The 26867-nt window shown below is 69.0% G+C and carries 26 protein-coding genes and 2 pseudogenes; 19 read left to right on the forward strand and 9 right to left on the reverse strand.

Going from position 1 to position 26867, the window contains the following annotated elements:
* Positions 1–29: 29 nt before the first annotated feature.
* Complete coding sequence (locus ACIBK0_RS37970) at positions 30–317, reverse strand: putative quinol monooxygenase (protein WP_399090231.1); 288 nt, start codon at positions 315–317, stop codon at positions 30–32.
* A gap of 234 nt (positions 318–551) precedes the next feature.
* Here ACIBK0_RS37970 and ACIBK0_RS37975 point away from each other — a divergent pair, with 234 nt between their 5' ends.
* The 4 genes from ACIBK0_RS37975 to ACIBK0_RS37990 all read left to right on the forward strand — a co-directional run bounded on the left by ACIBK0_RS37975 (position 552) and on the right by ACIBK0_RS37990 (position 4521).
* Complete coding sequence (locus ACIBK0_RS37975) at positions 552–2000, forward strand: aldehyde dehydrogenase family protein (RefSeq protein WP_399090234.1); 1449 nt, start codon at positions 552–554, stop codon at positions 1998–2000.
* A gap of 35 nt (positions 2001–2035) precedes the next feature.
* Complete coding sequence (gene lhgO / locus ACIBK0_RS37980; protein WP_399090237.1) at positions 2036–3244, forward strand: L-2-hydroxyglutarate oxidase; 1209 nt, start codon at positions 2036–2038, stop codon at positions 3242–3244.
* A 131-nt stretch (positions 3245–3375) separates the two neighbouring features.
* The gene (locus tag ACIBK0_RS37985; RefSeq protein WP_399090240.1) at positions 3376–4182 is read left to right on the forward strand and encodes an amidohydrolase family protein; all 807 of its coding nucleotides are present in this window, start codon (positions 3376–3378) and stop codon (positions 4180–4182) included.
* Positions 4183–4521, forward strand: coding sequence for an Ldh family oxidoreductase (locus tag ACIBK0_RS37990; RefSeq protein WP_399090243.1), 339 nt, complete (start codon positions 4183–4185; stop codon positions 4519–4521).
* 276 nt (positions 4522–4797) lie between these two features.
* Here ACIBK0_RS37990 and ACIBK0_RS37995 read toward each other — a convergent pair whose 3' ends face one another.
* Complete coding sequence (locus tag ACIBK0_RS37995) at positions 4798–5748, reverse strand: alpha/beta hydrolase (protein ID WP_399090245.1); 951 nt, start codon at positions 5746–5748, stop codon at positions 4798–4800.
* A gap of 456 nt (positions 5749–6204) precedes the next feature.
* Positions 6205–6765 (reverse strand): NADPH-dependent FMN reductase, encoded by a 561-nt coding sequence (locus ACIBK0_RS38000; RefSeq protein WP_399090248.1) that lies wholly within the window; start codon positions 6763–6765, stop codon positions 6205–6207.
* 131 nt (positions 6766–6896) lie between these two features.
* On the opposite strand from ACIBK0_RS38000, the gene ACIBK0_RS38005 reads away from it, so the two are divergent.
* Both ACIBK0_RS38005 and ACIBK0_RS38010 read left to right on the forward strand, forming a co-directional pair.
* Positions 6897–7352: a MarR family winged helix-turn-helix transcriptional regulator gene (locus ACIBK0_RS38005; RefSeq protein ID WP_399090251.1), complete on the forward strand. Its 456-nt coding sequence runs from the start codon at positions 6897–6899 to the stop codon at positions 7350–7352.
* A gap of 30 nt (positions 7353–7382) precedes the next feature.
* Positions 7383–8447 carry an LLM class flavin-dependent oxidoreductase gene (locus tag ACIBK0_RS38010; protein WP_399090254.1) on the forward strand — a complete coding sequence of 355 codons (1065 nt, stop codon included), beginning with the start codon at positions 7383–7385 and terminating at the stop codon, positions 8445–8447.
* Between the two features lie 76 nt (positions 8448–8523).
* Here ACIBK0_RS38010 and ACIBK0_RS38015 read toward each other — a convergent pair whose 3' ends face one another.
* The gene (locus ACIBK0_RS38015; RefSeq protein WP_399090257.1) at positions 8524–12819 is read right to left on the reverse strand and encodes a discoidin domain-containing protein; all 4296 of its coding nucleotides are present in this window, start codon (positions 12817–12819) and stop codon (positions 8524–8526) included.
* A gap of 292 nt (positions 12820–13111) precedes the next feature.
* Between ACIBK0_RS38015 and ACIBK0_RS38020 the strand changes: the two genes are divergently transcribed.
* The 8 genes and pseudogenes from ACIBK0_RS38020 to ACIBK0_RS38055 all read left to right on the forward strand — a co-directional run.
* Positions 13112–13762: a GntR family transcriptional regulator gene (locus ACIBK0_RS38020; RefSeq protein ID WP_399090260.1), complete on the forward strand. Its 651-nt coding sequence runs from the start codon at positions 13112–13114 to the stop codon at positions 13760–13762.
* Positions 13763–13840: 78 nt separating this feature from the next.
* On the forward strand, positions 13841–14590 hold the full coding sequence (locus tag ACIBK0_RS38025; protein WP_399090263.1) for a PIG-L deacetylase family protein: 750 nt from the start codon (positions 13841–13843) through the stop codon (positions 14588–14590).
* Positions 14587–15315, forward strand: coding sequence for a 4-carboxy-4-hydroxy-2-oxoadipate aldolase/oxaloacetate decarboxylase (locus ACIBK0_RS38030; protein ID WP_399090266.1), 729 nt, complete (start codon positions 14587–14589; stop codon positions 15313–15315). The genes ACIBK0_RS38025 and ACIBK0_RS38030 overlap by 4 nt, the downstream gene beginning before the upstream one ends.
* On the forward strand, positions 15312–16400 hold the full coding sequence (locus ACIBK0_RS38035; RefSeq protein WP_399090269.1) for a 4-oxalomesaconate tautomerase: 1089 nt from the start codon (positions 15312–15314) through the stop codon (positions 16398–16400). The genes ACIBK0_RS38030 and ACIBK0_RS38035 overlap by 4 nt, the downstream gene beginning before the upstream one ends.
* A 10-nt stretch (positions 16401–16410) precedes the next feature.
* On the forward strand, positions 16411–17361 hold the full coding sequence (locus ACIBK0_RS38040) for a catechol 2,3-dioxygenase (RefSeq protein WP_399090272.1): 951 nt from the start codon (positions 16411–16413) through the stop codon (positions 17359–17361).
* 297 nt (positions 17362–17658) lie between these two features.
* Positions 17659–18984 (forward strand): MFS transporter, encoded by a 1326-nt coding sequence (locus ACIBK0_RS38045; protein ID WP_399090275.1) that lies wholly within the window; start codon positions 17659–17661, stop codon positions 18982–18984.
* A 57-nt stretch (positions 18985–19041) separates the two neighbouring features.
* Positions 19042–19710 (forward strand): response regulator, encoded by a 669-nt coding sequence (locus ACIBK0_RS38050; RefSeq protein WP_399090318.1) that lies wholly within the window; start codon positions 19042–19044, stop codon positions 19708–19710.
* Positions 19707–19907 (forward strand): annotated as a pseudogene (locus ACIBK0_RS38055) (hypothetical protein); the annotation flags it as partial. The gene ACIBK0_RS38050 and the pseudogene ACIBK0_RS38055, both read left to right, overlap by 4 nt.
* A 212-nt stretch (positions 19908–20119) precedes the next feature.
* Here ACIBK0_RS38055 and ACIBK0_RS38060 read toward each other — a convergent pair.
* Positions 20120–20458 (reverse strand): hypothetical protein, encoded by a 339-nt coding sequence (locus tag ACIBK0_RS38060; RefSeq protein WP_399090278.1) that lies wholly within the window; start codon positions 20456–20458, stop codon positions 20120–20122.
* Positions 20459–20489: 31 nt separating this feature from the next.
* Here ACIBK0_RS38060 and ACIBK0_RS38065 point away from each other — a divergent pair, with 31 nt between their 5' ends.
* Complete coding sequence (locus ACIBK0_RS38065) at positions 20490–20648, forward strand: hypothetical protein (protein ID WP_399090281.1); 159 nt, start codon at positions 20490–20492, stop codon at positions 20646–20648.
* Between the two features lie 202 nt (positions 20649–20850).
* Here the strand turns inward: ACIBK0_RS38065 and ACIBK0_RS38070 are convergent, their stop codons facing one another.
* Together ACIBK0_RS38070 and ACIBK0_RS38075 are read right to left on the reverse strand one after the other, a co-directional pair.
* The gene (locus ACIBK0_RS38070) at positions 20851–21360 is read right to left on the reverse strand and encodes a hypothetical protein (protein WP_399090284.1); all 510 of its coding nucleotides are present in this window, start codon (positions 21358–21360) and stop codon (positions 20851–20853) included.
* 2 nt (positions 21361–21362) lie between these two features.
* Positions 21363–21992 carry a hypothetical protein gene (locus ACIBK0_RS38075; RefSeq protein ID WP_399090287.1) on the reverse strand — a complete coding sequence of 210 codons (630 nt, stop codon included), beginning with the start codon at positions 21990–21992 and terminating at the stop codon, positions 21363–21365.
* A 974-nt stretch (positions 21993–22966) separates the two neighbouring features.
* Here ACIBK0_RS38075 and ACIBK0_RS38080 point away from each other — a divergent pair.
* The 3 genes from ACIBK0_RS38080 (at position 22967) to ACIBK0_RS38090 (ending at position 24902) form a co-directional block, all read left to right on the forward strand.
* A complete protein-coding gene (locus tag ACIBK0_RS38080) occupies positions 22967–23230 on the forward strand; it encodes a hypothetical protein (RefSeq protein ID WP_399090290.1) in 264 nt (87 codons plus the stop codon).
* On the forward strand, positions 23140–23913 hold the full coding sequence (locus tag ACIBK0_RS38085) for a GNAT family N-acetyltransferase (protein ID WP_399090293.1): 774 nt from the start codon (positions 23140–23142) through the stop codon (positions 23911–23913). The genes ACIBK0_RS38080 and ACIBK0_RS38085 overlap by 91 nt, the downstream gene beginning before the upstream one ends.
* Positions 23914–23990: 77 nt before the next feature.
* Complete coding sequence (locus ACIBK0_RS38090) at positions 23991–24902, forward strand: NAD-dependent epimerase/dehydratase family protein (protein ID WP_399090296.1); 912 nt, start codon at positions 23991–23993, stop codon at positions 24900–24902.
* 239 nt (positions 24903–25141) lie between these two features.
* Here the strand turns inward: ACIBK0_RS38090 and ACIBK0_RS38095 are convergent, their stop codons facing one another.
* Positions 25142–26023: a GNAT family N-acetyltransferase gene (locus ACIBK0_RS38095; protein WP_399090299.1), complete on the reverse strand. Its 882-nt coding sequence runs from the start codon at positions 26021–26023 to the stop codon at positions 25142–25144.
* A 139-nt stretch (positions 26024–26162) separates the two neighbouring features.
* Positions 26163–26426 (reverse strand): GlsB/YeaQ/YmgE family stress response membrane protein, encoded by a 264-nt coding sequence (locus tag ACIBK0_RS38100; RefSeq protein ID WP_399090302.1) that lies wholly within the window; start codon positions 26424–26426, stop codon positions 26163–26165.
* Between the two features lie 232 nt (positions 26427–26658).
* Here ACIBK0_RS38100 and ACIBK0_RS38105 point away from each other — a divergent pair.
* Positions 26659–26867, forward strand: a pseudogene (locus ACIBK0_RS38105) (hydrolase); the annotation flags it as partial.

Raw genomic sequence — 26867 nt, forward strand, 5'->3', positions numbered from 1 at the left:
GAAGCGTGCCCGCGCTTCCCGGCGGGGCCTCAGAGGACCTCGGCGAAGGTCACCGTGCGCTCGGTCAGCAGCGGCCACACGGTCTCCACGATCAGTTCCTCGAAGTGGTCGGCGGCCTTGTGCGCGTCGAAACCGGCGCGGTCGGTGTACTGCTCGTACAGCACGAAACTCCCCGGCCGGTCCGCCTCGGCGTGCACCTCGTACGCCAGGTTCGCAGGCTCGGCACGGGTGTGCTCGCGCACCTTGAGCAGCGCGGCACGCACGGTGGCCTCGTCGGCGGGCTCACAGTGGTAGCGGGCGATGACTGCGTAGGCCATGGCTGTCTCTCCTCAGCGGAATATGGGCTCCCGGCGGCATGGAACACGCCGTCCGGCCTGCCGATTCCAGCACGGATCACCCGTCCGTCGAACCGCGCGCGGCGCAAGCAATGCCTGCCTGCGCGGGGCTGGCGGCCCTGCCCCGACATGGTGTGTTGTCGCATCTGGCCCACTGCGGCCGCCGACTGCGCAGACCGCGGACCCGCACCGCGGCGGACGAAGGAAGTGATCTTCATGCGAACCCTGGAAACCCTCTCCGGTGGAGAGTGGGTGGCGACCGGCGAGTGGATCGATGCCCACGACCCGGCCGATGTCCGCACCCCGGTCGCCCGCATCCCCGCGCTCGCCGCCAAGGACGTCGCCCGGGCCTACGACCACGCAGAGCGCGGGTTCGCCGGCTGGAAGCGCACCAGCCCCTTCGAGCGGGCGCGCATCCTCACCGACGCGGCGCGGCTGATCCGCGAGCGGGTCGAGCGGATCGCGGCCGACGTCACCGCCGAGAACGGCAAGACCACGGCCGAGGCCCGCGGCGAGACCCTGAAGGCCGCCGACTTCCTCGACTACTACGCCGGCCTGGCCCGCCAGGGCTACGGCACCCTGCTGCACGACGCTCGCCCCCACACACGTACGCACATCCAGCGGGAACCGATCGGCGTGATCCTCGTGATCAGCCCGTGGAACGATCCGCTGATCACCCCGGCCCGCAAGCTGGCCCCGCTGCTCGCGGCAGGCAACGCGGCCGTCTTCAAGCCGGCCACCGAGACCCCGCTCTCCGGACTGCACTTCGCCCGCGCCCTGCACGACGCGGGCCTGCCGGCCGGAGTCCTGAACGTGGTGACGGGCCGCACCGCGGAGATCGAGGAGGCGCTCCTCGACGACCCGCGGATCGTCGGCATCACCTTCACCGGCTCCAACGCGGTGGGCAACCGGATCCGCCGCCGTCTCGCCGACCGCAACGTCCGCTTCCAGGGCGAACCCGGCGGCAAGAGCGCCTCCGTGGTCCTCGGGGACGCCGACCTGCCGACCGCCGCGAAGGCCGTCGTCGCCGCCTCCTTCGGTCAGGCCGGGCGGCGCTGCACCGCCACCAGCAGGGTCGTCGTCGAGCGGCCGGTGTACGAGGAGTTCACCCGGCTCCTCGTCGCCGAGGTCGAGGCGCTGACCATCGGCCCGGGCAGCGACCCGGCCACCACCCTGTGCCCGTTGTCCAGTCCCCAGCAGCGCGACTCCGTCCTCGCGGACCTGGGCCGCGCGATCGAGCAGGGCGCCACCGTTCTCACCGGCGGCAGGGCGGACACCGAGGGCGAGCGGGCGCACGGCTGCTATGTACAGCCGACCGTCCTCGCCGACGTCACCGCCGAGACGGCGATCTGGCGCGAGGAGGTCTTCGGACCGGTCCTAGCCGTCCGCGCCGTCGACGACTTCGCGCAGGCCGTCGAGGCGGTGAACGACTCCGACTTCGGGCTCGCCGCCGCCGTGTTCACCCGCGATCTCGCCCGCGCCCACCACTTCGCGGACGAGGCCGAGTGCGGGCAGATAGCGGTGAACACCACCACCACCGGCTGGGACGTGCATCTGCCCTTCGGCGGGTTCCGTGACTCCGGTACGGCCTACAAGGAGCAGGGCGAGGAGGTCCTGCGGTTCTCCACCCGCGTCAAGACGGTCGCCATTCACCTGGGCGCCTGAGCGCGCCCTCAGTGTCGAGAGAGAGGAGGATGCCGATGGCTGACGAGACGATCGGCATCGTGGGCGCGGGCATCGTGGGCCTGGCCACCGGCCGGGAGAGCGCGCTGCGCCGCCCGGGCACCAGGGTCGTGGTGCTGGAGAAGGAGCGGGAGGTCGCGGTCCACCAGACCGGGCACAACTCGGGCGTGGTGCACGCCGGCATCTACTACGCGCCGGGCAGCCTCAAGGCGGAACTGTGCGTGCGAGGCGTGGCCGTCCTGCGTGAGTACTGTCAGGACCGGGGGCTGCCGTACGAGCAGATCGGCAAGCTCGTGGTGGCGGTGCGCGAGGACGAGCTGGGCCGGATGGACAACCTCTACGCGCGGGCCAGGAACAATCACGTACCCGACCTGAGGAAGATCTCCAAGGAGGAGATCAAGGAGCTGGAGCCCCACGCCGGGGGCATCGCGGCGCTGCACTCCCCGCGCACCGCGATCACCGACTATCCGGCGATCGCACGGGAGTTCGCCAGGGACATCGAGGCCTCGGGCGGCGAGGTGAAGCTCGGTTTCCCGGTCACCTCCATCACCACCGTCCCGGGCGGCATCGAGGTGGCCTCAGGGCAGGAACGCGTCCGCGTCGACCGGCTGATCCTCTGCGCGGGCCTCCACTCGGACGCCGTCGCCAAGCTCGCCCAGGACAAGAGAGAACCGAAGATCATCCCGTTCCGGGGCGAGTACATGCTCCTCAAACCGGAGCGCACGGACCTGGTGCGCGGTCTCATCTACCCGGTCCCGGACCCGCGTTACCCCTTCCTCGGCGTGCACTTCACCCCGCGGGTCGACGGTTCGGTCGAGGTCGGGCCGAACGCCGTCCTGGCCCTGGCCAGGGAGGGCTACAGGCTCAGCAGGTTCTCCCTGAAGGACCTCGCCGGACTCGCCGCCTACCCCGGCTCCTGGAAGATGGCCGCCCAGCACTGGAGGACGGGCATCAAGGAGTACCGCAGCTCGCTGTCCATGGCGGCCTTCATGAAGGACGCCGAGCTGTACGTCCCCGGGGTCGGCGTCCGCGACGTGGTCCGCGGCGGGGCCGGGGTGCGCGCCCAGGCCCTGGACCCGGACGGCACGCTCGTGGACGACTTCCGCATCCACCAGGTGGGCCGGATCACCGCCGTGCGCAACGCGCCCTCGCCGGCCGCCACGGCGTCCATGGCGATCGCCGAGCACATCGTCGACGCCGTCCTCGACGACGCCTCCGCAATCTGAAAATGCCCTGGGTGCAGCGCACTTTCACGCAAGAACAGCTTGCACTCCCAGGACTCGGCAAGGCCTCGGGTCCCGCCTAGCGTTCCTTCCGTAGCACCCGAACACCCGCTTAAAAAGGAAGAGTTGAAGACATGTTCGTTGTCGACACGCAGATCCACATCTGGAAGGAAGAGACCCCGGAGCGCCCCTGGGTCCCGGGCGCGCGGGAGCGCATCCGCCTCAACGGGCACCGCGAGGACCCCTTCTCGTACGAGGAAGCCCTTGAGCTCATGGACGAGGCCGGTGTCAACCGGGCGCTGATCCTGCCTCCGTCGTGGGAGGGCAACCGCATCGACTACGCCCTGGAGGCCTGCGAGGCGCACCCGGACCGCTTCGACATCATGGCCCGCGTCCCGCAGGACGACCCGGTCGAGGGCACGGCCCTGCTGAAGGACTTCGCCCAGAACCCGCACATCAAGGGCACCCGGCTCACCTTCCACCGCCCGCAGGACCGTAACTGGATGATCGACGGCACCAACGACTGGTACTGGCCGATCGCCGAGGAGCTCTCCATCCCCACCATGGTGCACGCCCCGATCTGGAAGCGTGAGCTCGGCCAGATCGCCGCCAAGCACCCCGGCCTGAAGATCATCATCGACCGCATGGGCATCATGGCCCGCTGCGTGGACGACGCGATCGGCTACTGGGTCCAGGAGACCGCCGACCTCGCCGAGCACCCCAACATCTACGTCAAAGGTCTCGGCGCTGCCCGGCTACTCGACGCAGCCCTTCCCGAACAAGAACATCGAGAAGTACGTGCGCGAGATGGTCGACAGGATGGGCCCGCGGCGCTGCTTCTACGGCACCGACATCACCCGCCTGCTCGGCCACGGCATCACCTACACCGACACCATCGAACAGTTCACCAGGCACTGGGAGTTCACGCCCGAGGAGCTTGAGTGGATCACGGGCCTCGGCATCTCCGAGGTCCTCGACTGGCCGATCAACACCGCCAGAACGCCCTGCTCATCGCCATCGACCCGGCGGCCTTCGGCGATGCGGAGGACTTCGCCGCGACGGTCGACGCCACCCTGAGCACCCTCAAGGGGCTGCCGTCGGCGGACGGCGCGGAGGGCGTGTTCTATCCCGGCGAGCGCAGCGCCGCGGTGGCCGTGGAGCGTGCCGAGCAGCGGGGTACCCGTGGCGCCGAAGGTGTGACGCGAACTGACGGAGAGCGCCGGGAAGTTCGGCATCACACCCCCCGAGGCCCGGTCGTAGGGCCGGCACAGTCTCCATGAAGGGGGATGGAGGGGCGGATGGCCGGGGCGTACCAGGTGCGGTGGGACACCCTGGCCACCTCGTCCGCCCCGACGCGCCCGGCCACTCGCTCCGCCCCGACGTCCTGGGCGCCTCATCGGGCCCCTAAGGGCTCGGGCGCCTCATCAGCGCTCGAAGGGTGCCGGCGCCTCAGGGAGCCCCGATGCGCCCGGGCCCCTCATCGGCCCTGACGTGTCCGCCCACCCCGTCCCGCCCGAGGCGCCCGTCCGGTCCGTCCGCGGCGGTCTCACGCCCGCTCAACCGGCGTCGGGCGCCTCGGCGTTCACGGCGCGCCGCACATGCCGGGCGATCAGGGCGTAGACCTCCCGGGCCTTCACGTCGTCGTTGACGTCGTAACCGTGATCGGCCTGGGGGACGTCGTGGTATTCGACAAGGGCCCCGGCCTGCCGAAGGCGCTCGGCGTACCGCTCGCCCTCCGCCTTGAGGAGGTCGAACTCCGCTGTGATCACCAGGGCCGGGGCGATGCCGGAGAGATCGGCGGTGTCCGACGGATGGGCGGGCGACACCAGCCGGTCGGTGCGCCGGCGCGGGTCCGGAACGTACGAGGTGTCGAAGACTTCAGCCATCCACGGGCGCAGCAGCGGCTTGGCAATGGCGGCGCGCTTGTCCTTGTCGCTGGTCGCGAGGTCGAGCGGCGGGTAGTGAAGGACCTGCAGCGCGATCGAAGGCCCGCCTTCCTCGAGAGCCTGACGGGCCACGGCCGCGGCGAGACCGCCTCCGGCGCTCTGTCCGCCGACGGAGAGGCGGCTGCCGTCCCAGCCGTGTTCGCCGCCGTGTCCGGCGATCCACCGGACGACCTCGAAGGCCTGCCGGGGCGGGGCGGGAAACCGGTGTTGCGGGGCGACGACGTAGTCCACGTTGATCACGGCGACTCCCGCCTCCGCGGCGAGGAAACGGCACAGCGGATCGTCGATCTCCGTCTGGGACATGACGTAGCCGCCGCCGTGGAAGTTGACGTGAACCGGCGGAGGTGGACCCTCGGTGGTCGGCAGGTACACCACGACCCGGGCGTCGGCGACCGAGGTCGGGATCTTCAACTCGCTTACGCTGCGCGGGAATTCCGGAAGGCGGCTGTGGGAAGCGGCCGCGGAGCCCCGGCCGCCCGAACGCCGGTCCGCCAACAGAGCGAGGCGCTGCATCGATGTGGCGGCGAAGGACGCCACCGCGGGCCGGGCGAGGAGGGACATACGGTTCCGTTCGTCGAGCCGAGTCGCCAACCGACAGGATTCCTGGCAATCGCGCGGTCATGCTAGCACGGAGCTCGCAGGCTCTCGGGTGGCCGCCGAGGTCGATCAAGCGGGCGTCATGGCCCACTCGACATGACCCATCAAAGGAGGTGCCTGATCCCGGCGGGGATCACCACTTCCTCCCGGTGCAGCCCGGTCACCTGCCGCAGCCCGGTACTGCGCAGGCCGACATCCTCCGGCCGCACCGGTTCCCGCCGACGCACAGGAACGCACCGAGCGCGTTCGTGGTGTCCATGTCGACCACGGTAGGTCGGCTCTCCCGGAGGTGACTGTCCCTGACACTCCCAGGAGCACCGGGCAGCCCGCGGCGCCCGGCCCCGATCCGACCAGTGCATCCTCGACAGGCTCGCCGGTGTCCGCGTCATGCCGCGGGCACCGGCGCGGTGAGCGCTTCCCTCAGGCGGCGCGCAGTGGGGCCAGAGCCCGGCTCCAGGCCACCACCTGGTCCAGCGTGGTGCCGAGGGCCTCGCGCTGGAAGTCGCCGGGCTTGAAGACGCTGAAGTTCTCGAAGTCGGTGAACAGCGACAGCGCGACCTGGGCGCGTACGTCGGCCATCTGGAGTTCGCCGGCGATCAGGCGAAGATGTTCCACCGCGCGGGTGCCGCCGGCCGAGCCGTAACTGACGAACCCCACGGCCTTGTTGTTCCACTCGGCGTACAGGAAGTCGATGGCGTTCTTCAGTGCGCCGGAGGTGGAGTGGTTGTACTCCGGCGTCACCATCACAAAGCCGTCGAACGAGGCGATCTTGTCGGCCCAGTTCAGCGTGTGCGGCTGGGTGTACTGGCCCAGTGACGGCGGGTACGCCTCGTCGAGGTGGGGGAGCTTGTAGTCGAGCAGGTCGACGAGCTCGAACTCCGCGTCGGTGCGCTGCGCGGCGACCTCGTGCACCCAGCGGGCGACGGCCTCCCCGTTGCGTCCGGGGCGGGTGCTGCCGAGGATGATTCCGATCTTGGTCATGGCTGTCCCTCAAAGACTCTCTGGTCATCTCGATCCGATGTCTCCGGTCCAGCGGATCCATCAGCGAGAAGTACTTGCTCCGTCAAGTAATCATGCAATGCTTGCTGCGTCAAGCAAGTAGGATGTGATGCATGCCGACCGCCGAGCAGCCACTGCAACCCCTGAGTGCGGACGAGGAAGCGCTGCTGCGCCAACTCGGTCGCGTGATGATCGTCCTGCCCCGTGTGATCGACGCGGACATGATGCGCGAGCAGCATCTGCCGGTCTCCGAGTACACGGCCCTGATGCACCTCTCCGAGGCCCCGGGCCGGCGGATGCGGATGAGTGAGCTCGCCGCCACCGCCAACCTTTCGCTGAGCGGAATGACCCGCGTCGTCACCCGTCTGGAGAAACAGGGCCTGATCGAACGGACCAGGTGCGACGAGGACGGCCGTGGGTGGAACGCCGTTCTCACCGACGCGGGCCTCGCCCGGCTGGAGGAGGCGTGGCCCGCCCATCTGGCCAGCGCCCGGCGCCATGTCTTCGACCACCTCGAAGGCACCGACCTGACGCTGCTCGTCGAGGCACTGCAGCGCATCGCGCCCTGAGGCACCGAGCGAAGAACCGAGGAGTACGAGATGTCCAACCCTTCGATCGATCCGACCGGCGGGGGAGGTGTCACGCTGGGGCTCGACACGTTCGGTGACGTGACGAACGACGCCGAGGGCAGGTCGCTGTCCCACGGCCAGGCCATCCGCGGTCTGGTGGCGGAAGGCGTCCTCGCCGACCAGGTCGGCCTGGACCACTTCGGCATCGGCGAGCACCACACCGACACGATGCCGCTCTCAGCTGCCGACGTCGTGCTCGCGGCCATCGCGGCGCGCACGTCGCACATCCGCCTGGGATCGGCGGTGACGGTGATCAGTTCCGACGATCCCGTCCGTGTCTTCCAGCGCTACGCCACCCTCGACGGCGTGTCCGGCGGTCGCGCCGAGGTGATCCTCGGCAGGGGATCGAGTACCGAGTCCTTCCCGCTCTTCGGGTATGACCTGAGCGACTACGAGGAACTGTTCGAGGAGAAGCTCGAACTCTTCGCCGAGCTCCTGCAGGAGAAGCCCGTCACCTGGTCCGGGAACACCCGCCCCTCCCTCGACGGCATGTCCGTCTACCCGCACAGCGAGTCGGGAGCGATTCCGACCTGGGTCGGCGTCGGCGGCAGCCCGCAGTCGGTCGTCCGGACCGCCCGGTACGGGTTCTCGCTGATGCTCGCGATCATCGGGGGCGAAACGGCCCGCTTCGCGCCGTTCTCGCAGCTGTTCCAGCAGGCACTGGAGAAGTTCGGGCAACCCCGGCGACCCGTCGGCGTACATGCGCCGGGCCATGTCGCCGCCACCGACGAACAGGCGCTGGAGGAGTTTCTGCCCGCCTTCGAAGCCGTGATCCGCAGCGTCTCCAAGCAGCGCGGCTTCCGCGCCCCCACCCGCGAGAGCCTCATGCGCGATGTCGGCCCCGGTGGCGCGCTGCACGTCGGATCGCCCGAAACCGTGGCCCGCAAGATCACGGCCACCCTCAAGGACCTCGACGCGACCCGTTTCGACCTCAAGTACGGGATGCACGGCATGCCGCACTCCGCGCTCATGACCAACATCGAGCTGTTCGGCACCGAAGTGGCACCGCTGGTCCGCGAGATGATGGGCTCCTGACGCCTTGCATGCCTGAGTGACGGGGCACCGGAGGCCCCGTCACCCGGCGTGCCACCACCTGCCGCGCAGGGTGTCGCTAGGGCAGCAGGTTGATCTTGAACGTGGACGTCGTGTTCTTCACGTCCTGTACGTTCTCGCTCAACTTCAGGTTGTGGAAGGTGACTTCACCGACGGCAGGACCCTGCCCGGCCTCCGGCAGCTCGTTGGCCCACAGTCCGAAGCCGGACTTCGCGTCGTACGCGTCGCCGCTCCTGTGCGCCCCGGAGATCGTCACGTCCGTGAGGACGGTGTCCTTGATCGGGAACTGTGGCTGTCCTCCCACGTAGTTCGTCTGGAACATGATGCCGCTGTACGTCGGATCGACGATGTCGACGTTGTTGACGCGGATCCCCTGGAAGACCTTCGAGGCGGAGAACATCCAGATGCCGGGGAAGGTCTGTCCACCCCAGAAGTGACCGCCCGAGCGGACGATCGAGATGTTCTCCAAGGTCGTCGGATCCGTGCCGAAGCCGTTCATCGGGTAGCCGAAGTCCAGCGAGCTGACGGTGATACCGGAGTAGACGAGCGTGTCGGCGATGTGGATGTTGCGGAAGGTGTTGTCGTAGCCGCCGTAGACGGCGATGCCCGCCGCGCGCCAGGTCAGGATCGACGTGAGGTTCTCGTAGACGTTGTTCTTCTCGTCGGCTCCGCCCGCGTCGATCGCGGAGAACAGCGCGAAGCTGTCGTCACCGGTGGCCCGCGCCTCGTTGTTGACGACGTGGTTGTCGGTGCTGCCGTTGGTCATGTTGACGCCGTCGGCGAACATGTCGCGGATCCGCGAGTTCTTGATGGTGATGCTGTCGGTGTTGGCGCCCCAGTAGAGGCACACCATGTGCTCGTTCCAGATGTTGTCGATGGTGACGTCGGAGACGTTGGAGAAGTCGAACACCTTGCCCGGACCGTCGATGCGGGAGGTGTAGTTGCCGAAGTACGCGAAGTTCGCGAACGACGACCCCTTGGCCGTGGCGTCCGCCCGGAAACCGATGTCCGTGTTCTCCTGCGCCGACGGCGCGTGGAAGTGGGTGTACCAGGGCCCGGCGCCGACGACCTTGACCGCCTTGCCGTACACCTGGAACTTGCTCGACGTCTCGTAGTCACCGGCCGGCAGATAGACGCCGACGAGCTTGCCCGTCGTGTCCATGCGCACTTTGTCGAGCGCGTTCTGCACGTCCTGCTGCGCGAACCCGGCCGGGACCGCGTACGTCGCCGGATCCGGATTGGGGATCGCCGACACCTGCTCCAGGCTCACGAAGTCGATCGCGTACTTCGAGTCGTTGGCGGCGTCCTTCTGGAGACGGATCTTGCTGCCGGCCGAAACCGTGCGACCGAGCATCAGGTTCGCCTCGTCGTAGATGTGACGCGGTGAGCCCGAGCCCGGCGAATTGCCCGGACCGGTCTCCGCCCCGTACAGCCAGGCGTACTGGGACGTGAGGTCGATGGCTTTGAGGAACTCGCCGTCGACGTAGACGTCGAGCGTGGAGTTCGTGCCGCCACCGCCCGGGGAGTCCGGGATGGAGAAGCGGGTCACCAGGGTGTTGGCGTCGGCCTTGGTGGTCCATTCCACGTAGTTGCCGGTGCTGTTGAGCGTGACGGCCTTGCGGCCGGAGGCCTCGCCCGCGATGTCGCCGACGGTGCGGTTGGGCCCGACGGTCTGGGCGCCGCCTCCCACCGTGCCGTCCTCGGCCTCGTACATGTCGTACGGCATGTCGGCGCCGCGTCCGACGAACAGCGGCAGGCTGCTGGTGTTGTTGTCGCGCTTGACCGGCAGTTCGCCGGCGTCGGCCGCGATCACGGTCTTCACGGTGAACTTGCCCTTGCCGGCGGTCCAGGTGCCGAGCTTCACGGGGGAGGTGGTGCCACCCGCGGCGATGGCACCGTCGTAGGAGCCGGTGAGCGTCTTCACGGTCGCACCGGAGGAGTCGAGCAGGCTGAGCGTGATGCCGTGGCTGGCGTTCGCGGCGGCGATCGTGCCCTGGTTCTTCAGGGTGACGGAGAAGGTGACCGTGTCACCCTCGGCCGGTGCGCTCGGCGACCAGCCGACAGGTGAGGCAATGAGGTCGGAGGTGGATACGGGCTTGATGACGAGGGAGGTGGGGCTGGTGTAGGAGTTGTTGCCCTCGTTCTGCTCGATGACCTTGTTGTCCGGGTCGACGACGGCGCCGACTTGATAGGTCCCGGCATCACGGGCGCCGATGTCCGCGGTGACCGTCGCCGAGGCACCGGCCGCCAGAGCGCCGAGGGAGGCGGAACCCACTTTGGTGCCGCCCAGCTGGAATTGGACGTCGGTGGCGTCCGAGGCCTCCGTACCCGTGTTGCGCACGGTCGCGGTCAGCTTCAGGGCGTCGGACTCGACCGGGTTGTCCGGGACCGAGGCTATGCCGGTGACCTCGAGGTCGGGGTTCGGGGCCGGCTTGCCCAGCACCTGGAACTCGGCCACCTGCCCGGCGGGCGCTCCCGAGTTGGCGGTGAACACCAGCTGGACTTCGGCGACTCGGGCCGAGACGGTGATGCGCACCGTGTTCCCGCTCGCCGGGTCGAACGAGTACTCCTTGGCGTCCACCAGATTCGTGAACGAGCCGGCTTTCTGCTCCCGCCCGAGGACCTGGATCCGCTGCGTACGGGTCGCCCAGGCCGCGTCCGGACTGAGCTTCAGGACCACGGAGTTGACGTCGGCGTTGGCCCCCAGCCGCACGGTCAGGCTGTTCGGATAGGAGCCCGGGCCGCCCTCCCAGTAGGTGCTGGTGCTGTCGTCGTCGGCGTTCTCCGCGGCGAAGCTGTACACGCTGGACGACGCCGTGATCGGCTTGCCCACGGCGAGGTTGGCATCGTCGCTCGTGGAGCCGGTGCGCGTGACGGAGTTGCTGTTGGCGGACACGTTGCCCGCCGCGTCCTTGGCGCGTACGTAGTACGTCACCGTCGCCGAGGCGGGCCGGCTGTCCGTGTACGTCGTGACGTCACCGGCGACGCTCTGACGCAGGGTGCCGTTGGCGTACACGTCGTAGCCGGTGACCTTGACATTGTCCGTCGACGCCTGCCAGGTGAGCTTGACCTGACCACTGGTGGCCTCTGTGAAGGCTAGGTTGCCGGGTGCGGTCGGTGCCTGGGTGTCGCCCGAATCGCCCTTGCGGGTCACGGTGTTGCTGTTGGCGGACACGTTGCCCGCCGCGTCGTTGGCGCGCACGTAGTACGCGACGGTCACTGAGGAGGGCTGGGTGTCGGTGTACGTCGTGACGTCACCGCCGATCGAGGTCCTCAACTCGCCGTTGGCGTAGATGTCGTAGCCGGTGACCCCGACGTCGTCGGTGGCGGCCTTCCACGTCAATTCGATCTGCCCGGTGGCGGGTTCGGTGTAGGCCAGGTCGGTGGGGGCGCTCGGTGCCCGGGTGTCACCCGTGGTGGGTCCGTACACCTCCAACTCCGAGATCTGGCCCGCTGGTTGACCGGTGTTGGCGCTCACCAGCACGCGCACGTACCGCGTGGTGGTGGCGTCGAAGCCGAGGGTCTGCGACTGGTCGTTCGCCGCGTTGAAGTCGTAGGCCTTCGAGGCGGTGAGGTCGCTGAAGTCCGAACCGTTCGTGCTGCCCTGGAGCGTAAGGGTCTCGGTCCGCGCGCCCCAGTTGGCCGGCAGACGCAGCACCACCCGGTCGACGCGCACGGAGGACCCGAGGTCGACCTGGACCCACTGCGGAAGGGCGTCGTTCCTGCTCTCCCAGTAGCTGGCCCGGTTGCCGTCGCCCGCGTTGGCGGGGAGATACGTCTGGGTGTAGCTGCTCGCCGTGAACTGCTTGCCCGCGGCGAGGTTGCCCGAGGAGTCGGTCGCGCCGTGCACTTCCAGCTCGGCGAGCTGCGCGGCCGCCCAGCCGGTGTTCGCGGTGAGGCTGATGCGTACGTAGCGGGTCTGAGTGGCCGGGAACGAGATCGTCACCGTGTTGCCCGCGCTCGGCGCGAAGGCGTACGACGCCGAGGACTTGATGGTGTCGAAGCTCGTGCCGTCACCGCTGCCCTGGACCGCGAGCGTCTCATTACGACTTTCCCATGACGGGGGGAGCTTCAGCACCACCTCGTCCACCCGGCTGGACGCGCCGAGGTCGACCTGAACCCACTGGGGGAAGTCCGCTCCCGAACTCTCCCAGTACGTAGCGGAGTTGCCGTCCGTGATGTGGGCCGCGCCGTACTCCTGTTTCGAGCTGCCGGCCGTGGCGGCCTTGCCCGCGGCGAGATCGGGACCGCCGGCCGCCGTCGCGGTGGTGGTCAGCGCCGGGAGTCCTGTGAGAGCCAGTGCGAATGTCAGCAGAGCGGCCGACAAGCAGCCTCTCCAACGATGTCCGGTCATGCTTCTCCTGCCCTTGAGCGATGTCGCGTCGATGCGGAACAGGTGCGAGAGAGCTTGATGATCCGAATTTTGCGTTCAGTTGTTAAAGAATTGCATGGTGATATTGGTCAGTCCACAACTGATGCAGACATAGTTGCTCTTGTCCGTCACGAAGGGGGCATCAGGGGCCCGCGCGCAGCAGTCGTGCGCTCGAAGCGCCGACCGTTCCTGTCGCCAACATGGAGAACAAAATTGTTGACAATCTTGTTGGACTAGATTTACGTTCGACAGGCACTCACTCAGGGAGGGCGCAATGCAGAAGGAAGCCCGTCCAGGCACCGGAGAGCAGGCCAAGCAGCACGCACTGGTGCAGCTGCGGCAGGCGATTCTGCGCGGCGAGATGGCACCGGCCCAGCGGCTGGTGGAGAACGAACTCGCCGAACAGTTCGGTGTCACTCGGGCCAGCGTCCGGGCGGCGCTGATCGAGCTGGAATCGGAGGGACTGGTCGAGCGGATCCGCAACCGCGGATCGAGGGTGCGGGTGGTGACGGTCGAGGAAGCGGTGGCCATCACCGAGTGCCGCATGGCCCTCGAAGCGCTGTGTGCGGCCAAGGCGGCCATCGCGGCCAGCGATGAACAGCTGGCCGAGCTGGACGACTTGGGCGCGGCGATGTCCAAGGCGGTCGCCGACGGCGAGCCGGTGACCTACTCCGAGCTCAATCACGAAGTGCACGCCCGGATCAGGGAGTTCTCCGGTCAGCAGGTGGCCGTGGAGCTCCTGGAGCGCCTCAACGCTCAGCTGGTGCGCCACCGCTTCCAGTTGGCGCTCAGACCGGGGCGTGCCCAGCAGTCCCTGAGTGAACACCTGGCCATGATCGAAGCGATCAGGGCCAGGGACCCGCAGGCGGCCGAAGCGGCCGTCCGCGTCCACCTCGGCAGTGTGATCGACGCGCTGCGCGACTGACGTACCGCGCGGCCGGCGCGCTGTGCGACGGACCAGACCGAGGTGGACGTATACCTGTCCACCAAGGAGATTTCTGCAATGACGCACGGCAAAGCGCCCGACACCCCACGATCGACGCTGGTCGTCACCGCGCATGCCGGGGACTTCGTGTGGCGCGCCGGGGGAGCCATCGCCCTGGCCGCCTCCCGGGGCGAGAAGGTCACCATCGCGTGCCTGACCTTCGGTGAGCGCGGCGAGTCCGCCAAGGCGTGGTGCGAGGGCAAGAAGCTGGAAGAGATCAAGGCCATGCGCCGGGACGAGGCGGAGCGCGCCGCCGCGACCCTCGGCGGCGAGGTCCGCTTCTTCGATGCCGGCGACTACCCGCTGACCGCCACCGCCGAACTGACCGATCAGCTCGTGGCCGTCTACCGCGAGACCCAGCCGGACGTCGTTCTCACCCACCCAACCGAGGACCCGTACAACGGCGACCACCCGGCCGCCCATCGCATGGCTCTGGAGGCCCGCGTCCTCGCCCAGGCCATCGGCTACCCCGGTCCGGGCGAGATCATCGGTGCTCCGCCGGTCTTCTACTTCGAGCCGCACCAGCCCGAGATGAGCGGCTTCAAGCCCGAGGTCCTTCTCGACATCACCGAGGTGTGGGAGACCAAGCGCAAGGCCATGGAATGCCTCGGCGCCCAACAGCACCTGTGGGACTACTACACCGACCTCGCCGTCCGCCGCGGTATGCAGCTCAGGCGCAACGCCGGCCCCAACCTGGGCCTGGCCCACAAAACCATGGCCGAGGCCTACATGCGTCCGTACCCGCAGATCACGAAGGAGCTGGCATGAGCGGCCTGATCGTCACCAATCCGCCGAAGGCCGACGCGAAGGACGTCGAGGCGGTCGGGGCGTACGGTGTCGCCACCGTGCACGAGGCGATGGGCCGCACCGGCCTGCTCGGCACCCACCTGCGCCCGAACCAGCAGGGCACGCGCGTCGCGGGCACCGCGGTCACGGTGCTCTCCTGGCCCGGTGACAACCTCATGATCCACGCCGCCGTCGAGCAGTGCGGCGAGGGCGACATCCTGGTCGTCACCACCACCTCGCCCTCCAGCGACGGCATGTTCGGTGAGCTGTTCGCCACGGCGCTCCAGCGGCGCGGTGTGCGCGGCCTGATCATCAACGCGGGCATCCGGGACACCGCCGAGCTGCGTGACATGGGCTTCCCGGCCTGGGCCGCGGCGGTCAGCCCGCAGGGCACGGTCAAGGCGACCGGCGGCTCGGTCAACGTACCGGTGGCCATCGGCGGCCAGATCGTCCGGCCCGGCGACGTGATCCTCGCCGACGACGACGGTGTGGTGTGCGTGCCCCGCGAGGGCGCCCGGCGCGCCGCTGAGGCGTCCGAAGCCCGCGAGAACAAGGAGGCGGCGGCCCGCGCCGCCTTCATCGAGGGCCAACTCGGCCTGGACCGCTACGGGTTGCGCGAGACACTCGTGCGACTCGGCGTCACCTGCCAGTCGTACGAGGAATACGTCCGGGGAGGGGCGTACGAGCGGGACGGAGCGCAGTCATGACCGAACTCGAGGAGGTGCGCTGCATGCTCATGCGCGGCGGCACCTCCAAGGGCGCCTACTTCCTGGCCGACGAGCTGCCCTCCGACACCGCCGCGCGCGATGACCTGCTGTTGCGCGTGATGGGCAGCCCGGACCCGCGCCAGATCGACGGCCTGGGCGGGGCGCACCCCCTGACCAGCAAGGTGGCCGTGGTCTCCGCATCGGCCGACCCCGAGGCGGACGTCGACTACCTGTTCCTGCAGGTCGCCGTCGACCGACCCGAGGTGTCCGACCGGCAGAACTGCGGCAACATCCTGGCCGGGGTGGGGCCCTTCGCTGTCGAGCGCGGACTGGTCGTGCCGGGGGAGGAGCGGACCTCCGTAAGGATCCGTATGCGCAACACCGGGGATCTCGCCGTCGCGAGCTTCCCCACGCCCGGCGGGCGCGTCGCGTATACCGGCTCCGTCGAGATCTCCGGTGTGCCAGGCCCCGCCGCGCCGGTGGTGATCGAGTTCCCGCAGGGCAGTAGCCCACTGCTGCCCACCGGCCGGGCCCGCGACCTCGTCGCCGGCACACCGGTGACCTGCGTGGACAACGGCATGCCGACCGTACTGATCGCCGCCTCCTCCCTCGACGTCACGGGCTACGAGTCGCCCAAGGACCTGGAGGAGGACCTGACCCTCGCCGACCGGCTGAGGGAGATCCGGCTGGAGGCGGGGAAGCTGATGGGCCTCGGCGACGTCGAGAACACCACTGTGCCCAAGCTGACCCTGCTGGCGCCGCCCCGGCACGGTGGCGCCGTCATGACCCGCACCTTCATCCCGGTGCGTTGCCACACCTCCATCGGAGTCCTGGGCGCCGCGAGCGTCGCCGCCGGGCTGCGCGTGGAGGGCGGCGTCGGGCAGGCCGTGGCGCGCCTGCCCGAGAGGGGGGACCGGCTGCGCATCGAACACCCCACTGGCTTCCTCGACATCGAAGCCGGTGTCGAGTACGGCCCTCAGCGCGCCGCCCCGGTGGCCCGACGCACCGCCGTCGTACGCACCACCCGGAAGATCTTCGACGGCACGGTCTTCCCTCGGCCGGCCGGAGCCGCACATCACCTTTAAGGAGGCCCGTATGGCGCCGCCCCTCGGAGACATCGCCCACCTCGGGCATGTCGAACTGCTCACCCCGGACCTGGACGGCAGCGTCCGGTTCTTCACCGACTACCTCGGCCTGACCGAGAACGGTCGCTCGGGAGACTCCGTCTACCTGCGGACCTGGGACGACTACGAACACCACAGCCTGACCCTCACCGCCCACTCGACTTCGGGAATCCGCCGCACAGCCCTCCGGGCCTCCAGTGAGGAAGCCCTCCAGCGGCGCGTCAAGGAGATCGAGAACAGCGGCCGCAGGGGCCGCTGGGTCGAGGACGAACCGGGCCTCGGCCCGCTGTACGTCACCAGCGACCCGGACGGCCATGAACTCGCCCTGTACTGGGAGAGCGAGTGGTACCGGGCGCCGGACGAGCTGAAGCCGGCCCTGAAGAACCAGCCGCAGGCCAAGCCCGGCCACGGGGTGGGCGTGCGCCGTCTGGACCACGTCAACTACCTTGCCGCCGACGTCTCGCCCAACGGCGACTTCCTTCGCGACGCGCTCGGCGCCCGCCCCACCGAGCAGATCCGGCTCAACAGCGGCAAGATCGCCGCCCAGTGGCTGACCTTCAGCAACAAGTCGTACGACATCGTCTACACCGAGGACTGGACCGGCTCGAACGGGCGCCTGCACCACATCGCCTTCGCCACGGACACCCGCGAGGACATCCTGCGCGCCGCCGATCTCGCCATCGACACCGGCGTGTTCATCGAGACCGGCCCGCACAAGCACGCCATCCAGCAGACGTTCTTCCTGTACGTCTACGAGCCGGGCGGCAACCGCATCGAGCTGTGCAACCCGCTCACCCGCCTGGTCCTGGCGCCCGACTGGCCCCTGGTCATCTGGACCGAGGACGAGCGGAAGAAGGGGCAGGCCTGGGGTCTGAAGACCATCGAGTCCTTCCACACCCACGGCACGCCGCCGCTCGGCTGATCCCTCCTGCCGGGCGTTCCCCGGCCGAGGATTTCATGGCTGTTTCCAGCCATCGCACACTCGCGGGCGGCACGTCATCATGTGTCGCCCGCGCCTTTCTCACCTGCTTTTCAGCTCCCCGTGGCAGCGTCCTCACGGTGGCCAGATTGTTTCTAGGATTGTTGACAAAATCGTTGACACTCTTGAAACCAATCCTTAGCGTCTGGGGCACAATCGGGTCAGCCGCACGCGCCGCATCGACCCGCCTCACCGATCCCCCTTCCAGGGCCCACGCCTCCTGGACGAGAGGAAACAACGATGTCCTCCTCCCTCGCCCTGCCCGCTCGCGGCGGCAGACTGGCCGCGCTCGTCGTCGGCCTCTGCTGGCTGGTCGTCCTCTTCGACGGCCTCGACATGTTCATCTACGGCTCCGTGCTGCCGCACATGCTCGAGACGAAGGCGCTCGGCATCGACCCCGGCAAGGCCGGTGACGTCGGCTCGTACGCCACCTTCGGCATGCTGATAGGTGCCCTGTCCTCCGGCACCGTCAGCGACTGGGTCGGCCGCAAGAAGACCATCATCGTGTCGACCGCCGTCTTCTCCCTGGCCTCCGCCGTCTGCGCCTCCGCCTCCAGCCTCGGCGTCTTCAGCTTCGGCCGCTTCCTGGCCGGCCTCGGCCTCGGCGGCCTGCTGCCGAGCGCGATCACTCTGGTCACCGAGTACGCCCCGCGCGGCCGCGGCGCCCTGATCGTCGGCTCACTGATGACCGCCCACCAGGCCGGCGGTATCGTCGCCGGCTTCGTGGCGCTGTGGACCGGCGACTGGCGGGTCTCCTTCTGGATCTGTGTGATCCCGCTCTTCATCGGCGTGCCGCTGGCCGCCAAGTTCCTGCCCGAGTCGATGGCCTTCCTGCAGGCCAAGGGCCGGGACACGGAAGCCCTGGCGCTGGCCGACCGCTACGGCGTCGAACTCGCAGCCCGCGACAAGGAGCGCCCGGCCGCCGCCGACCGATTCAGCGCCGTGGCCGCCCTGTTCCGCGGCGGCCTGTGGGTCCAGACCCTGCTCTTCTGGGTGGCCTCCTTCGGCGGCCTCCTGCTGGTCTACGGCGTCTCGCAGTGGCTGCCGTCGCTGATGAAGGCCAACGGCTACAACCTCGGGTCCTCGATCGGCTTCGTCATCGTCATCAACCTCGGCGGCATCGTCGGCATGCTGATCGGCGGCCGGCTCACCGACAGGTTCGGCGGCTCGCTCATCTCCGCGATCTGGTTCGGTGCCACCGCCATCGGCATCTACTCGCTCAGCATCCACATGCCGCTGGCCCTCACCTACACCGTCGTCTTCCTGACCGGCATGTTCCTCTTCAGCGCCCAGGCGATGATCTACGCGACCGTGGCCGCTCGCTCCAATGACGACAACCGCGCCACCGCGGTCGGCTGGACCTCCGGCATGGGCCGCTTCGGCGCTGTCTTCGGCCCGTGGCTCGGAGGCCAGTTGCTCGCCACCGGCTCGACCACCGCGGGCTTCACCGCCTTCGCCATAGCGGGTGTGTTCTCCCTGGTGTTCGTCAGCCTGACCGGACTGCGCCGGGTCCAGCCGACGGCGCCCCAGAGCAGCACGCAGCAGCAACTGACCGCCACCGGCTGACCGGACGGGCGGGGGACACGCGCCCGGGCAGGGCCCCACGGGGCCAGGCCCGGGCGCCTGCGCGTACCCAGCAGGCGCCGTGAGGCGGTCGTCAGGCGAAGGCCGACCTTCGTCGAACGTGTCGAGCCGTTCCGGGTGGTCGGCGCGGCGAGCACCGGAGAGCGCGCGATCGGCGCCGTGGCGGAGCTGCGCCCGGACCTGGTTCTGCTCGACCTCTATCTGCCGGACATGTTCGGCCTCGACGTCATCCCACGGCTGCGCACTGCCGGACACGACTGCGACGTGATGGTCATCAGCGCCGCCCGCGAGGCCGACGCGCTGCGCGGCGCCGTACGCCACGGTGTCGTCGACTATCTCCTCAAGCCCTTCGACTTCGAGGACCTCCAGCCGCGCCTGGAGCGCTACGCCACCCAGCGCCGCCGCCTGATGACCACCGTCGTACGGGGCCAGGCCGACGTGGACCGCGTCCTGGCCGGAACAGCCGTACCCACGTCCGGCGGCACCCTGCCCAAGGGCATGAGCGTGGAGACCGCCGAGCTGATCGAACGCGCCCTGCGTGGCACCGACGGCACCCTCTCCGCCGCCGAATGCGCCGCCCTCACCGGCGTCTCCCGCGTCAGCGCTCGCCGCTATCTGGAGTACTTCCACTCCACGGGCAGCGCGGATGTGTCCCTGCACTACGGCGTCGCGGGCCGGCCGGAGCGCCGCTATGGCCGGCGGGTGTGACGCCGATCCGCCTCCACGCGGCTGATGCGTTCACCGGGCTTCGGGCGGATCAGTTCGCACGGCTGCTGAGGGCGGTGTGTGAACGCGGCGGCGAAGGGTGCGGATGGGGGCGTCCGTGGCGGTTGCCGCTGGCCGAGCCTGTGCTGCTGGTGGCCGTGTCCTACCGCACGAATTTGACGATGCGGCAGCTGGCTCCGGCCGGCGCCGACTGTCGGGGCCGGGCCGTTGATGCTGCACACGGCACGCAGGACCGCGTCGATCTTTGACTTGTCCGGGCCTGCGCCGACTACTTCGACGAAAGGCTCCTCCGACCAACCCCCCTTTCTGAACCCAAGCCACTGTCTCGTACGGCGACGGGCCGCCCAGCATTCTGTGCGGCCCATCGCGGTAGTTGACCGTTGTTCGGTAGTCAGGTGCGCGGGTCGTCTCGGTCGCTCTTGCGGCGGTAGTGGTAGACGGTGACGGAGACGCCGATGCAGGTGGCGAAGACGCCGGTCAGCCCCGCGTACACCCCAGCGAACATGGAAGGAATCGTCAACTGCCAGATGGTGAGCCCCAGGGCTGCCAGGAAACAGCCGATCAGCACGTAACTGGCGATCTTCAGAGCACGGAGCTGACGGCGCTTGCGGCGGTTCGACAGGAACTTCCTGACGACGACATCGTCGTCCTGGTACGTGCTGTCGACCTCGTCGGACGGGTTGGGCTGGGGCGCGGCACGGACCACGGCCTTCGGCCGCGGCTTGGGCACAGTCGCCTTCGTCGGCGCGGAGGCAGTCGTCTTGGAGACAGTGTTCCTCGATGCGGTCTTCTTCGCGGCCGTCGACTTCGTCGCGGTCTTCCTGGCCGCCGTGGAGCTCGCCACTTTCTTCGCGGCGGTCTTCTTCTGCGGGGCGCCATTGCTCGGCATGGTGGTGTGCTTTCTGCTCAAGGGGTGCTGACGCGTACAGGGGACGCTGCGCTGATGTGCGACAGCGTGATCAGGAATCGGTGGTGTGACTTCTTCGTCACGACCGGTTCGTGGCGGGCAGATGTATGCAACCCTTGGCAGGCGGTTGCTTTGCCCGGTGTTTCTGGGTGAGGCGCCGGTTGCCGCCGCTCCGGGTTGTCGAGGCCATAGGAGCGGCGGCCTGCATTATGGCGTCACCTCGCTAGAGCCGTGGTGCTCTGTACGTCGGGGATGACACCTTCGTTGCGGCCGCCATGGTCGGGCGGGCTGACAGTACTTTCCTTCCGCCGCGTACGGGTATGAAGCGGGGCGGCCTCTTCAAGGTGGTCGCAGATCTCCTTCGTGGTCATGGTCGTGGTCGACGTCGTGGTGGTGGAGGCGGTCGTGACCTTGGCTGTGATGGTGTTGGTGGGGTTGCCGAACGTCGTCCAGAGCAGCTGTCCCATGGCGATCAGGTGAATGACCGCCTCGTCGGACAGGTGCCGCAGCGTCTGGAAGGCCGCCTGCACCATCCCTTCCGCGCTCATGGACGGCGTCGCCCAGGGTGCGTCGGCAGCCTTGCCCCCGTTGATCCGCCTTTCGATCTCGGCTTCCAGCATCGCGAAGCGCTGCTCGTTGACATCGCGCCGCTCTTCCGACGTGACTGGGCCCGAGGGGTACTCGATCAGACGCGCCCTTATGCGGTCTGACGTGAGGTCGTGCATTCCTACCTCCTCTTGATCTCTATGTTGAAGAAGCACTCCTTGAGCTCCTCCACGGGGACGCCGGCGGACGTCAGGTGTATCTCGGCTCGGGAGTACAGCTTGCTGGTCCATCCCTCGCTGCAACCCAGCAACTCGGAGGCCTCCTTGTTCGTCATGCCGAACACGTCACGGAGGTGGTACACCGCCCGGGCGGGCATCTCGATGCTGTCGACGACGGTCAGCCAGGTGTGGAACTCCTCGCCGGCCTTGAATCCGAACAGGTCTACGAGGGAGGGGATGTGGACCGCGGGGAAGCCCCGGCGGCTCGCGAAGTACTCGCGGTCGTCGGCCGCCAGCTGCGTGGCGTTATCCATCACCTTCTCGTAGACCTCCTCGTCGCTCTCTCCGGCGGCCAGCTCCAAGAAGGCACGCGTGAAGGCCTCCATAGTGAGGGCGTCGAAGTTGCTCCGGGGGTCGGGGTAGGCCAGGAAGGTCCGGAGTCGCACCTCGTCGAACAACCGGAACAGCTCCTTGCGGCGCGCCAGGCTCAGGCGGCCGTCGTCCTGCGTCTCCTCTCCCGCCTCCATTGCGAGAGTCTCGTCCGCCTCGGCGACCAAGTCGTCGACGGCCGACGGAATCCCCTTCTCGTCCACCTCGGAAGCCAGGCCCGCTTCAGCGCCATCGGGGGGCGGGCGTTCTCCCTCCGGGGACGGACGGAGGGGAGGGTTAGGACTCATCGCTCAATACCTCTCGAACAGTTGACGGCACCGCCGGCGCCTCGGTGCAGGAGCTCAGTCCCGCATCGGTGACCCATCATCAGGCAGGCCTCCCCAGACCCTTTCCTGTCGGTCTGGAGACCCACCTGGTGACTCCCTACTTACAAGTAACGACCCTGAGTGATCAAGTGAGGGATGGGGCATCGCCCGAGGTCGCAGACGATGAAGGGGATACTCCGCAGAGAACAGGACGAGAAGATTCCGACCGATCCCCTTGGGCGATGCGTCAACAGCCGCCGCTCGAAGGGGTGTTGAGCGGTGCTGCCGCGCTGTCGAGGATCGCCATAGTACTGGCGGACGGACCCGGTCCTTTCCAGGGTCTGTACGTCGCCCGAACGGATACGGAAGGTTCGAAAACTATCCGAACGTAGCCGAGCAGGACCGGAATCCGTTCCGGCCCGCACGACGCACAGGCCGCTTCTACCTCCCCAAGGCGTACCGATGACCCGCAGCCGCCCAACTCGTACCGCTCAGCGGCACGGACCTACGAAGCGCCCCACCTGCCGAGCCCAGGACGGTGGCCGTTCCGTCCGCGGCGGACAACCGGTGGTGAAGGCCCGGACCGTAATGTCCGGGCCTCCTGGCGCAGTGGTTATGGGTCGCAGACGGAGAGATGTGATCTTCGCGCCCTGGCGGGTGGCGTCACGCGGGGCCAGGAGGTGTCCGTGTTCGGCAGCCCATCCGCGTACGGTGGCCGTGCCCTCTTCCCAGGCGATGTCGTAGTGCGACCAGACCATACCGAGCTTCTCCTAGCTGCGCGTCCAAGGCATCGAACCGGGTGGCGCGCGGGGGACACCGCCAAGGTCACGGTCGAGGTTCGGAACACCGGGCGGCGCGCCGGTTCCGACGTCGTGCCGGTCTACGTCGGCCGACTGCCGAACGGGAGGGACACCCCGGAGAAGCAGCGGGCCGGCTTCGCACGGGTATCGCTGGAGCCGGCCGAGCGCCAGGTTGTACGCCGGGTGCTGTCAGTCAACGACAAATACCCATTGCCCCAGTCACCCCAGGATGCTGGAGTGATCCCATGGATCACGCTGCGGTACTGGCCCTGTTCGATCGAGACATGCGGGAGGGAGCGCGACCCGATGCCCCGGATGCCCGGGTCGAGCGCGTAGGAGACGTGGTGCGCCAGGTCGGCGCCGAGCGGGGCTGGAACGGGGTGATTTGGTCGGACCTGGACGAGACCGGTGCCGACGCGGCGATCGCCGACCAGGTCCGGTACTTCTCCGACCTCGGGCGAGAGTTCGAATGGAAGCTCTACGGGCACGACAAGCCGGAGGATCTCGGGCAGCGGCTCCGGGCGGCCGGTTTCACCGCCGAGCCCGAGGAGACGCTGATGGTCGCCGAACTGGGCGACCTGGCACTCGACGCCGAGCCGCCCGAGGGCGTCAGGCTGCTTCCCGTCACCGACCGCGCGGGCGTCGACCTGGTTGCCGACGTCCACGAACAGGCCTTCGGTACGGACGGCACGCGCCTGCGCCACCAGCTGCTCGCCCAGCTCACCGGCGACGCGGACACGGTCGTCGCCGTGGTGGCCCTCGCCGGTGACGTGCCGGTCAGCGCGGCCCGAATGGAACTTCTGCCCGGCACCCGGTTCGCCGGACTGTGGGGCGGCGGCACGGTCGAGGCCTGGCGCGGCCGCGGCATTTACCGCGCCCTCGTCGCCCACCGCGCCCGCGTCGCGGCCGAACGCGGCTACCGCTACGTCCAGGTCGACGCCTCCAGCCAGAGCCGCCCCGTCCTCGCCCGCCTCGGCTTCGAGCCACTGACCACGACGACGCCGTACGTGTACGGGTAGGAGCGCCGGCCGCAGACGGGGGAACATCGTCCGGGCGTCGATGTCACATTCCGGCCCAGCCGATCCGTCGCACCGGCATGACGACGAACCAGAGCATTCTCCTGGCCGGCGCCAGCGGCGTTCTCGGCCGGCACGTCACCCGGGCCCTGACCGATGCCGGCCACAAGGTCACCGGTCTCGGCCGGGGCCCCGCCAACGGGGTCCAGGCCGATCTGACGGACCGCGACGCACTGCTGCGCGCCGTCGACGGGCAGCACTTCGACACGGTCGTCCTCGCTGCCACCGCCCTGCGCAAGGCGCCCCTGCGCCACCGCGACATGCACGCGACCAACGCGTTGCGCATCGACGGCACCGCCCACCTCGTCGAGGCCGCACGGCTCACCGGCGCGCGGCGGCTCGTCGCCGAGTCGATGGTCTTCGGGTACGGATACGGCGATCACGGCGACGACGTCCTCACGGAGGACGACACCTTCGGCCCGCAGGGGGCTACGCCCCAGCTGGAACAGCACATCGCGGCCATGCGCATCAAGGAGCGACTCACCTTCGAGGCGAGCGGATTGGAGGGAATCGCACTGCGCTTCGGCCTCTTCTACGGCCCCGGCGGCACCGACGCCATCCTGCCCATGCTGCGCAAGAGGCAGCTCCCCGTGGCCGACGACCGGGGCCGGGTCCTGCCGTGGATCGACCTCGTCGACGCCGCGCGCGCGGTCGCCGCCGCCGTCGAGCACGGCCGCCCCGGACAGGCCTACAACATCGTCGACCGGACCCCGCTGGGCTTCGCCGCCCATGTCCGCGCCGTGGCCGAGCAGTTCGGCCTGCCGAAACCGATGACCGTACCGCTGTGGCTGATGAAGCCGATGTCGTACGCGCACGTGATGATGCGGACGACCATGCGGGTCTCCGCGGCAAAGGCGGAGCGAGAACTGGGCTGGGCCCCCGCCTATCCGTCCAGCCACGACGGACTGGCCGCGCTCAAGGCGGGTGCCTGACGCTCGAATGTGGGCCGAACGGAGGGAGGTTGGGGGCCGATCGGCCCGCGCGGGCGAGAGGGCAGGACGGCATGCTGAAGGTGTGGACGCCAGCCGTCCCGGGGACTGCCTCCCGTCGCGCTCGACTCTCCCGCGCCGGCGCTCGGTCGAGGCGGCAGGCCCGCCGACAGCGGAGGGGGAGCCGCGTCGGCGGGCCGCGATCAGGCCCGAACCAAGCTGTCCGCGCATCCAGCGCCTGCTCAGAGATCGAGCTGGTACTCCACCGCGCTGTGTGTGGGCAGATAGCCGAGCGCGTCGTTGATGCCGCGCATGGGGGCGTTGCTGTCGGCGGTGTCCGTCAGCAGGCCGCCGAGTTCGGGGTATCGCCGACGCGCCAGCCGGATCGACTCCGCCTTCATCCAGAGGCCAAGGCCGTGGCCGCGGTGTTCGGGCAGCACGCCGGTCCCGTAGTGCTGGGCGTCACCCCGGCCGTCGCCGGGCACGACGAGTTCGGAGAAGCCGACGATCGAGCCGTCGGAGCGGTCCACCGCGGCGACCGTGTGGAGCAACTCCCCGCGCTTCGCGACGGTTTCGGCAGCCGATATCACCCGGTCCACGTCCCATACGACGGTTCCGTAGTCGGTCCCCTCCATCGGCATGTCGTCCATGGCCCGCCGCGAGTCGGCGAAGGTCCGCGCCAGCTCGGGTGGCACGGTGCCTTCCCACTGCGTCAACTCATAGCCGGGATGCGGGCGTTCGGCGATCTCGCTGATGGCCGCGGGATCGACGTCGGCGAGCGCGAGCCTCGTGTACGTCAGGGCCAGTACCCGGCGAAAGCCTCGCGCAGCGAGGAACAGGTCGCCGGGGGAGCCGGTCTCGGCCTGCGCGACGAGCGACCGCCGCCCCTCGTCGCGCGCCGCGGAGAGAGCCGCCTCGAGGAGCGCGCTGCCCACACCCTGCCGCCGCTCGGCAGGGTGTACGGCGAGCTCCAGCTCGGCGAGATGCTCCTGTCCCTCCTTGGTGAACAGCCGCAGGAAGACGGAGCCCACGGGGGCTCCGTCGGTGCCGGAGGCCAGCCATACCAGTCGGCGGCTCGACGGTGTGGGCTCGGGGTCGGTCAGCGGCGTGATGCGCGGCGGCAAGGTCTCTCCGTGGAGTCGGGTGTGCGGGGGCGAAGCCCGCAGAACGTAGCCGTAGCGACGTGCCACCCGCAACGGAATTGAGCGCGCGGCACGCCGGGCTGCCCCCTCGCCCGCGTCCGCGGGCGCGTCCGCCTCCCCGTCAGCGGCGCACCTTCGCCCGGTCGAGAGCCGCGACGCCCAGGGCGGCCAGTCCGATCTGGATGAGCCACTCGATCCAGTCGACGCCCTTGGTGTCGGCGACGCCGAACGCGGCGGCGATCCCTGAGCCGATGAACGCGGCCACGATGCCGACGAGGATCGTCCACAGGATGCCGATGCGCTGGCGTCCGGGGACGACGAGCCTGCCCAGTACGCCGATGATGATGCCGATGAGGATGGCACTGATGATGCCTGAGATCTCCATCTCCGCTCCTCTTTGTCGGTCCCCCGCAGTTATGTATGTGCCCCCTGTACGCGAAGGCAGTCCGCTCCGCTCCGGGCGGCCCGGGATGCGGCTCCGGCGCCCTCCTGTTCAGTCGCCGTCTCGCCATGTACCGTTCAAGAATCTGTCGCGTGGTGGATGACCAACTTCCGTTCTACGCGCGCAGACTTGGCGCCCGCACCGCCTCTCCCCACCCCTCACGGAGGTTCGCCGGATGCTCGGATTCAGAAGATCCCGCCACAGACTCACCACGGCGCTGGCCGTGTTCGGACTGCTCGTCACGGGCGCCGCCGTCCAGGCGGCCGGCGCCGCGCCCGCCCACGCGGCCACCACGCACCGCATCCTGTTCGACAACGGCCACGCCGAGACGGCGGGCAACGCCGACTGGATCATCTCCACCAGCCAGCCCGACCCGCTCGGCCA

The sequence above is a fragment of the Streptomyces sp. NPDC050564 genome (assembly GCF_044457265.1).
GTDB lineage: Bacteria > Actinomycetota > Actinomycetes > Streptomycetales > Streptomycetaceae > Streptomyces.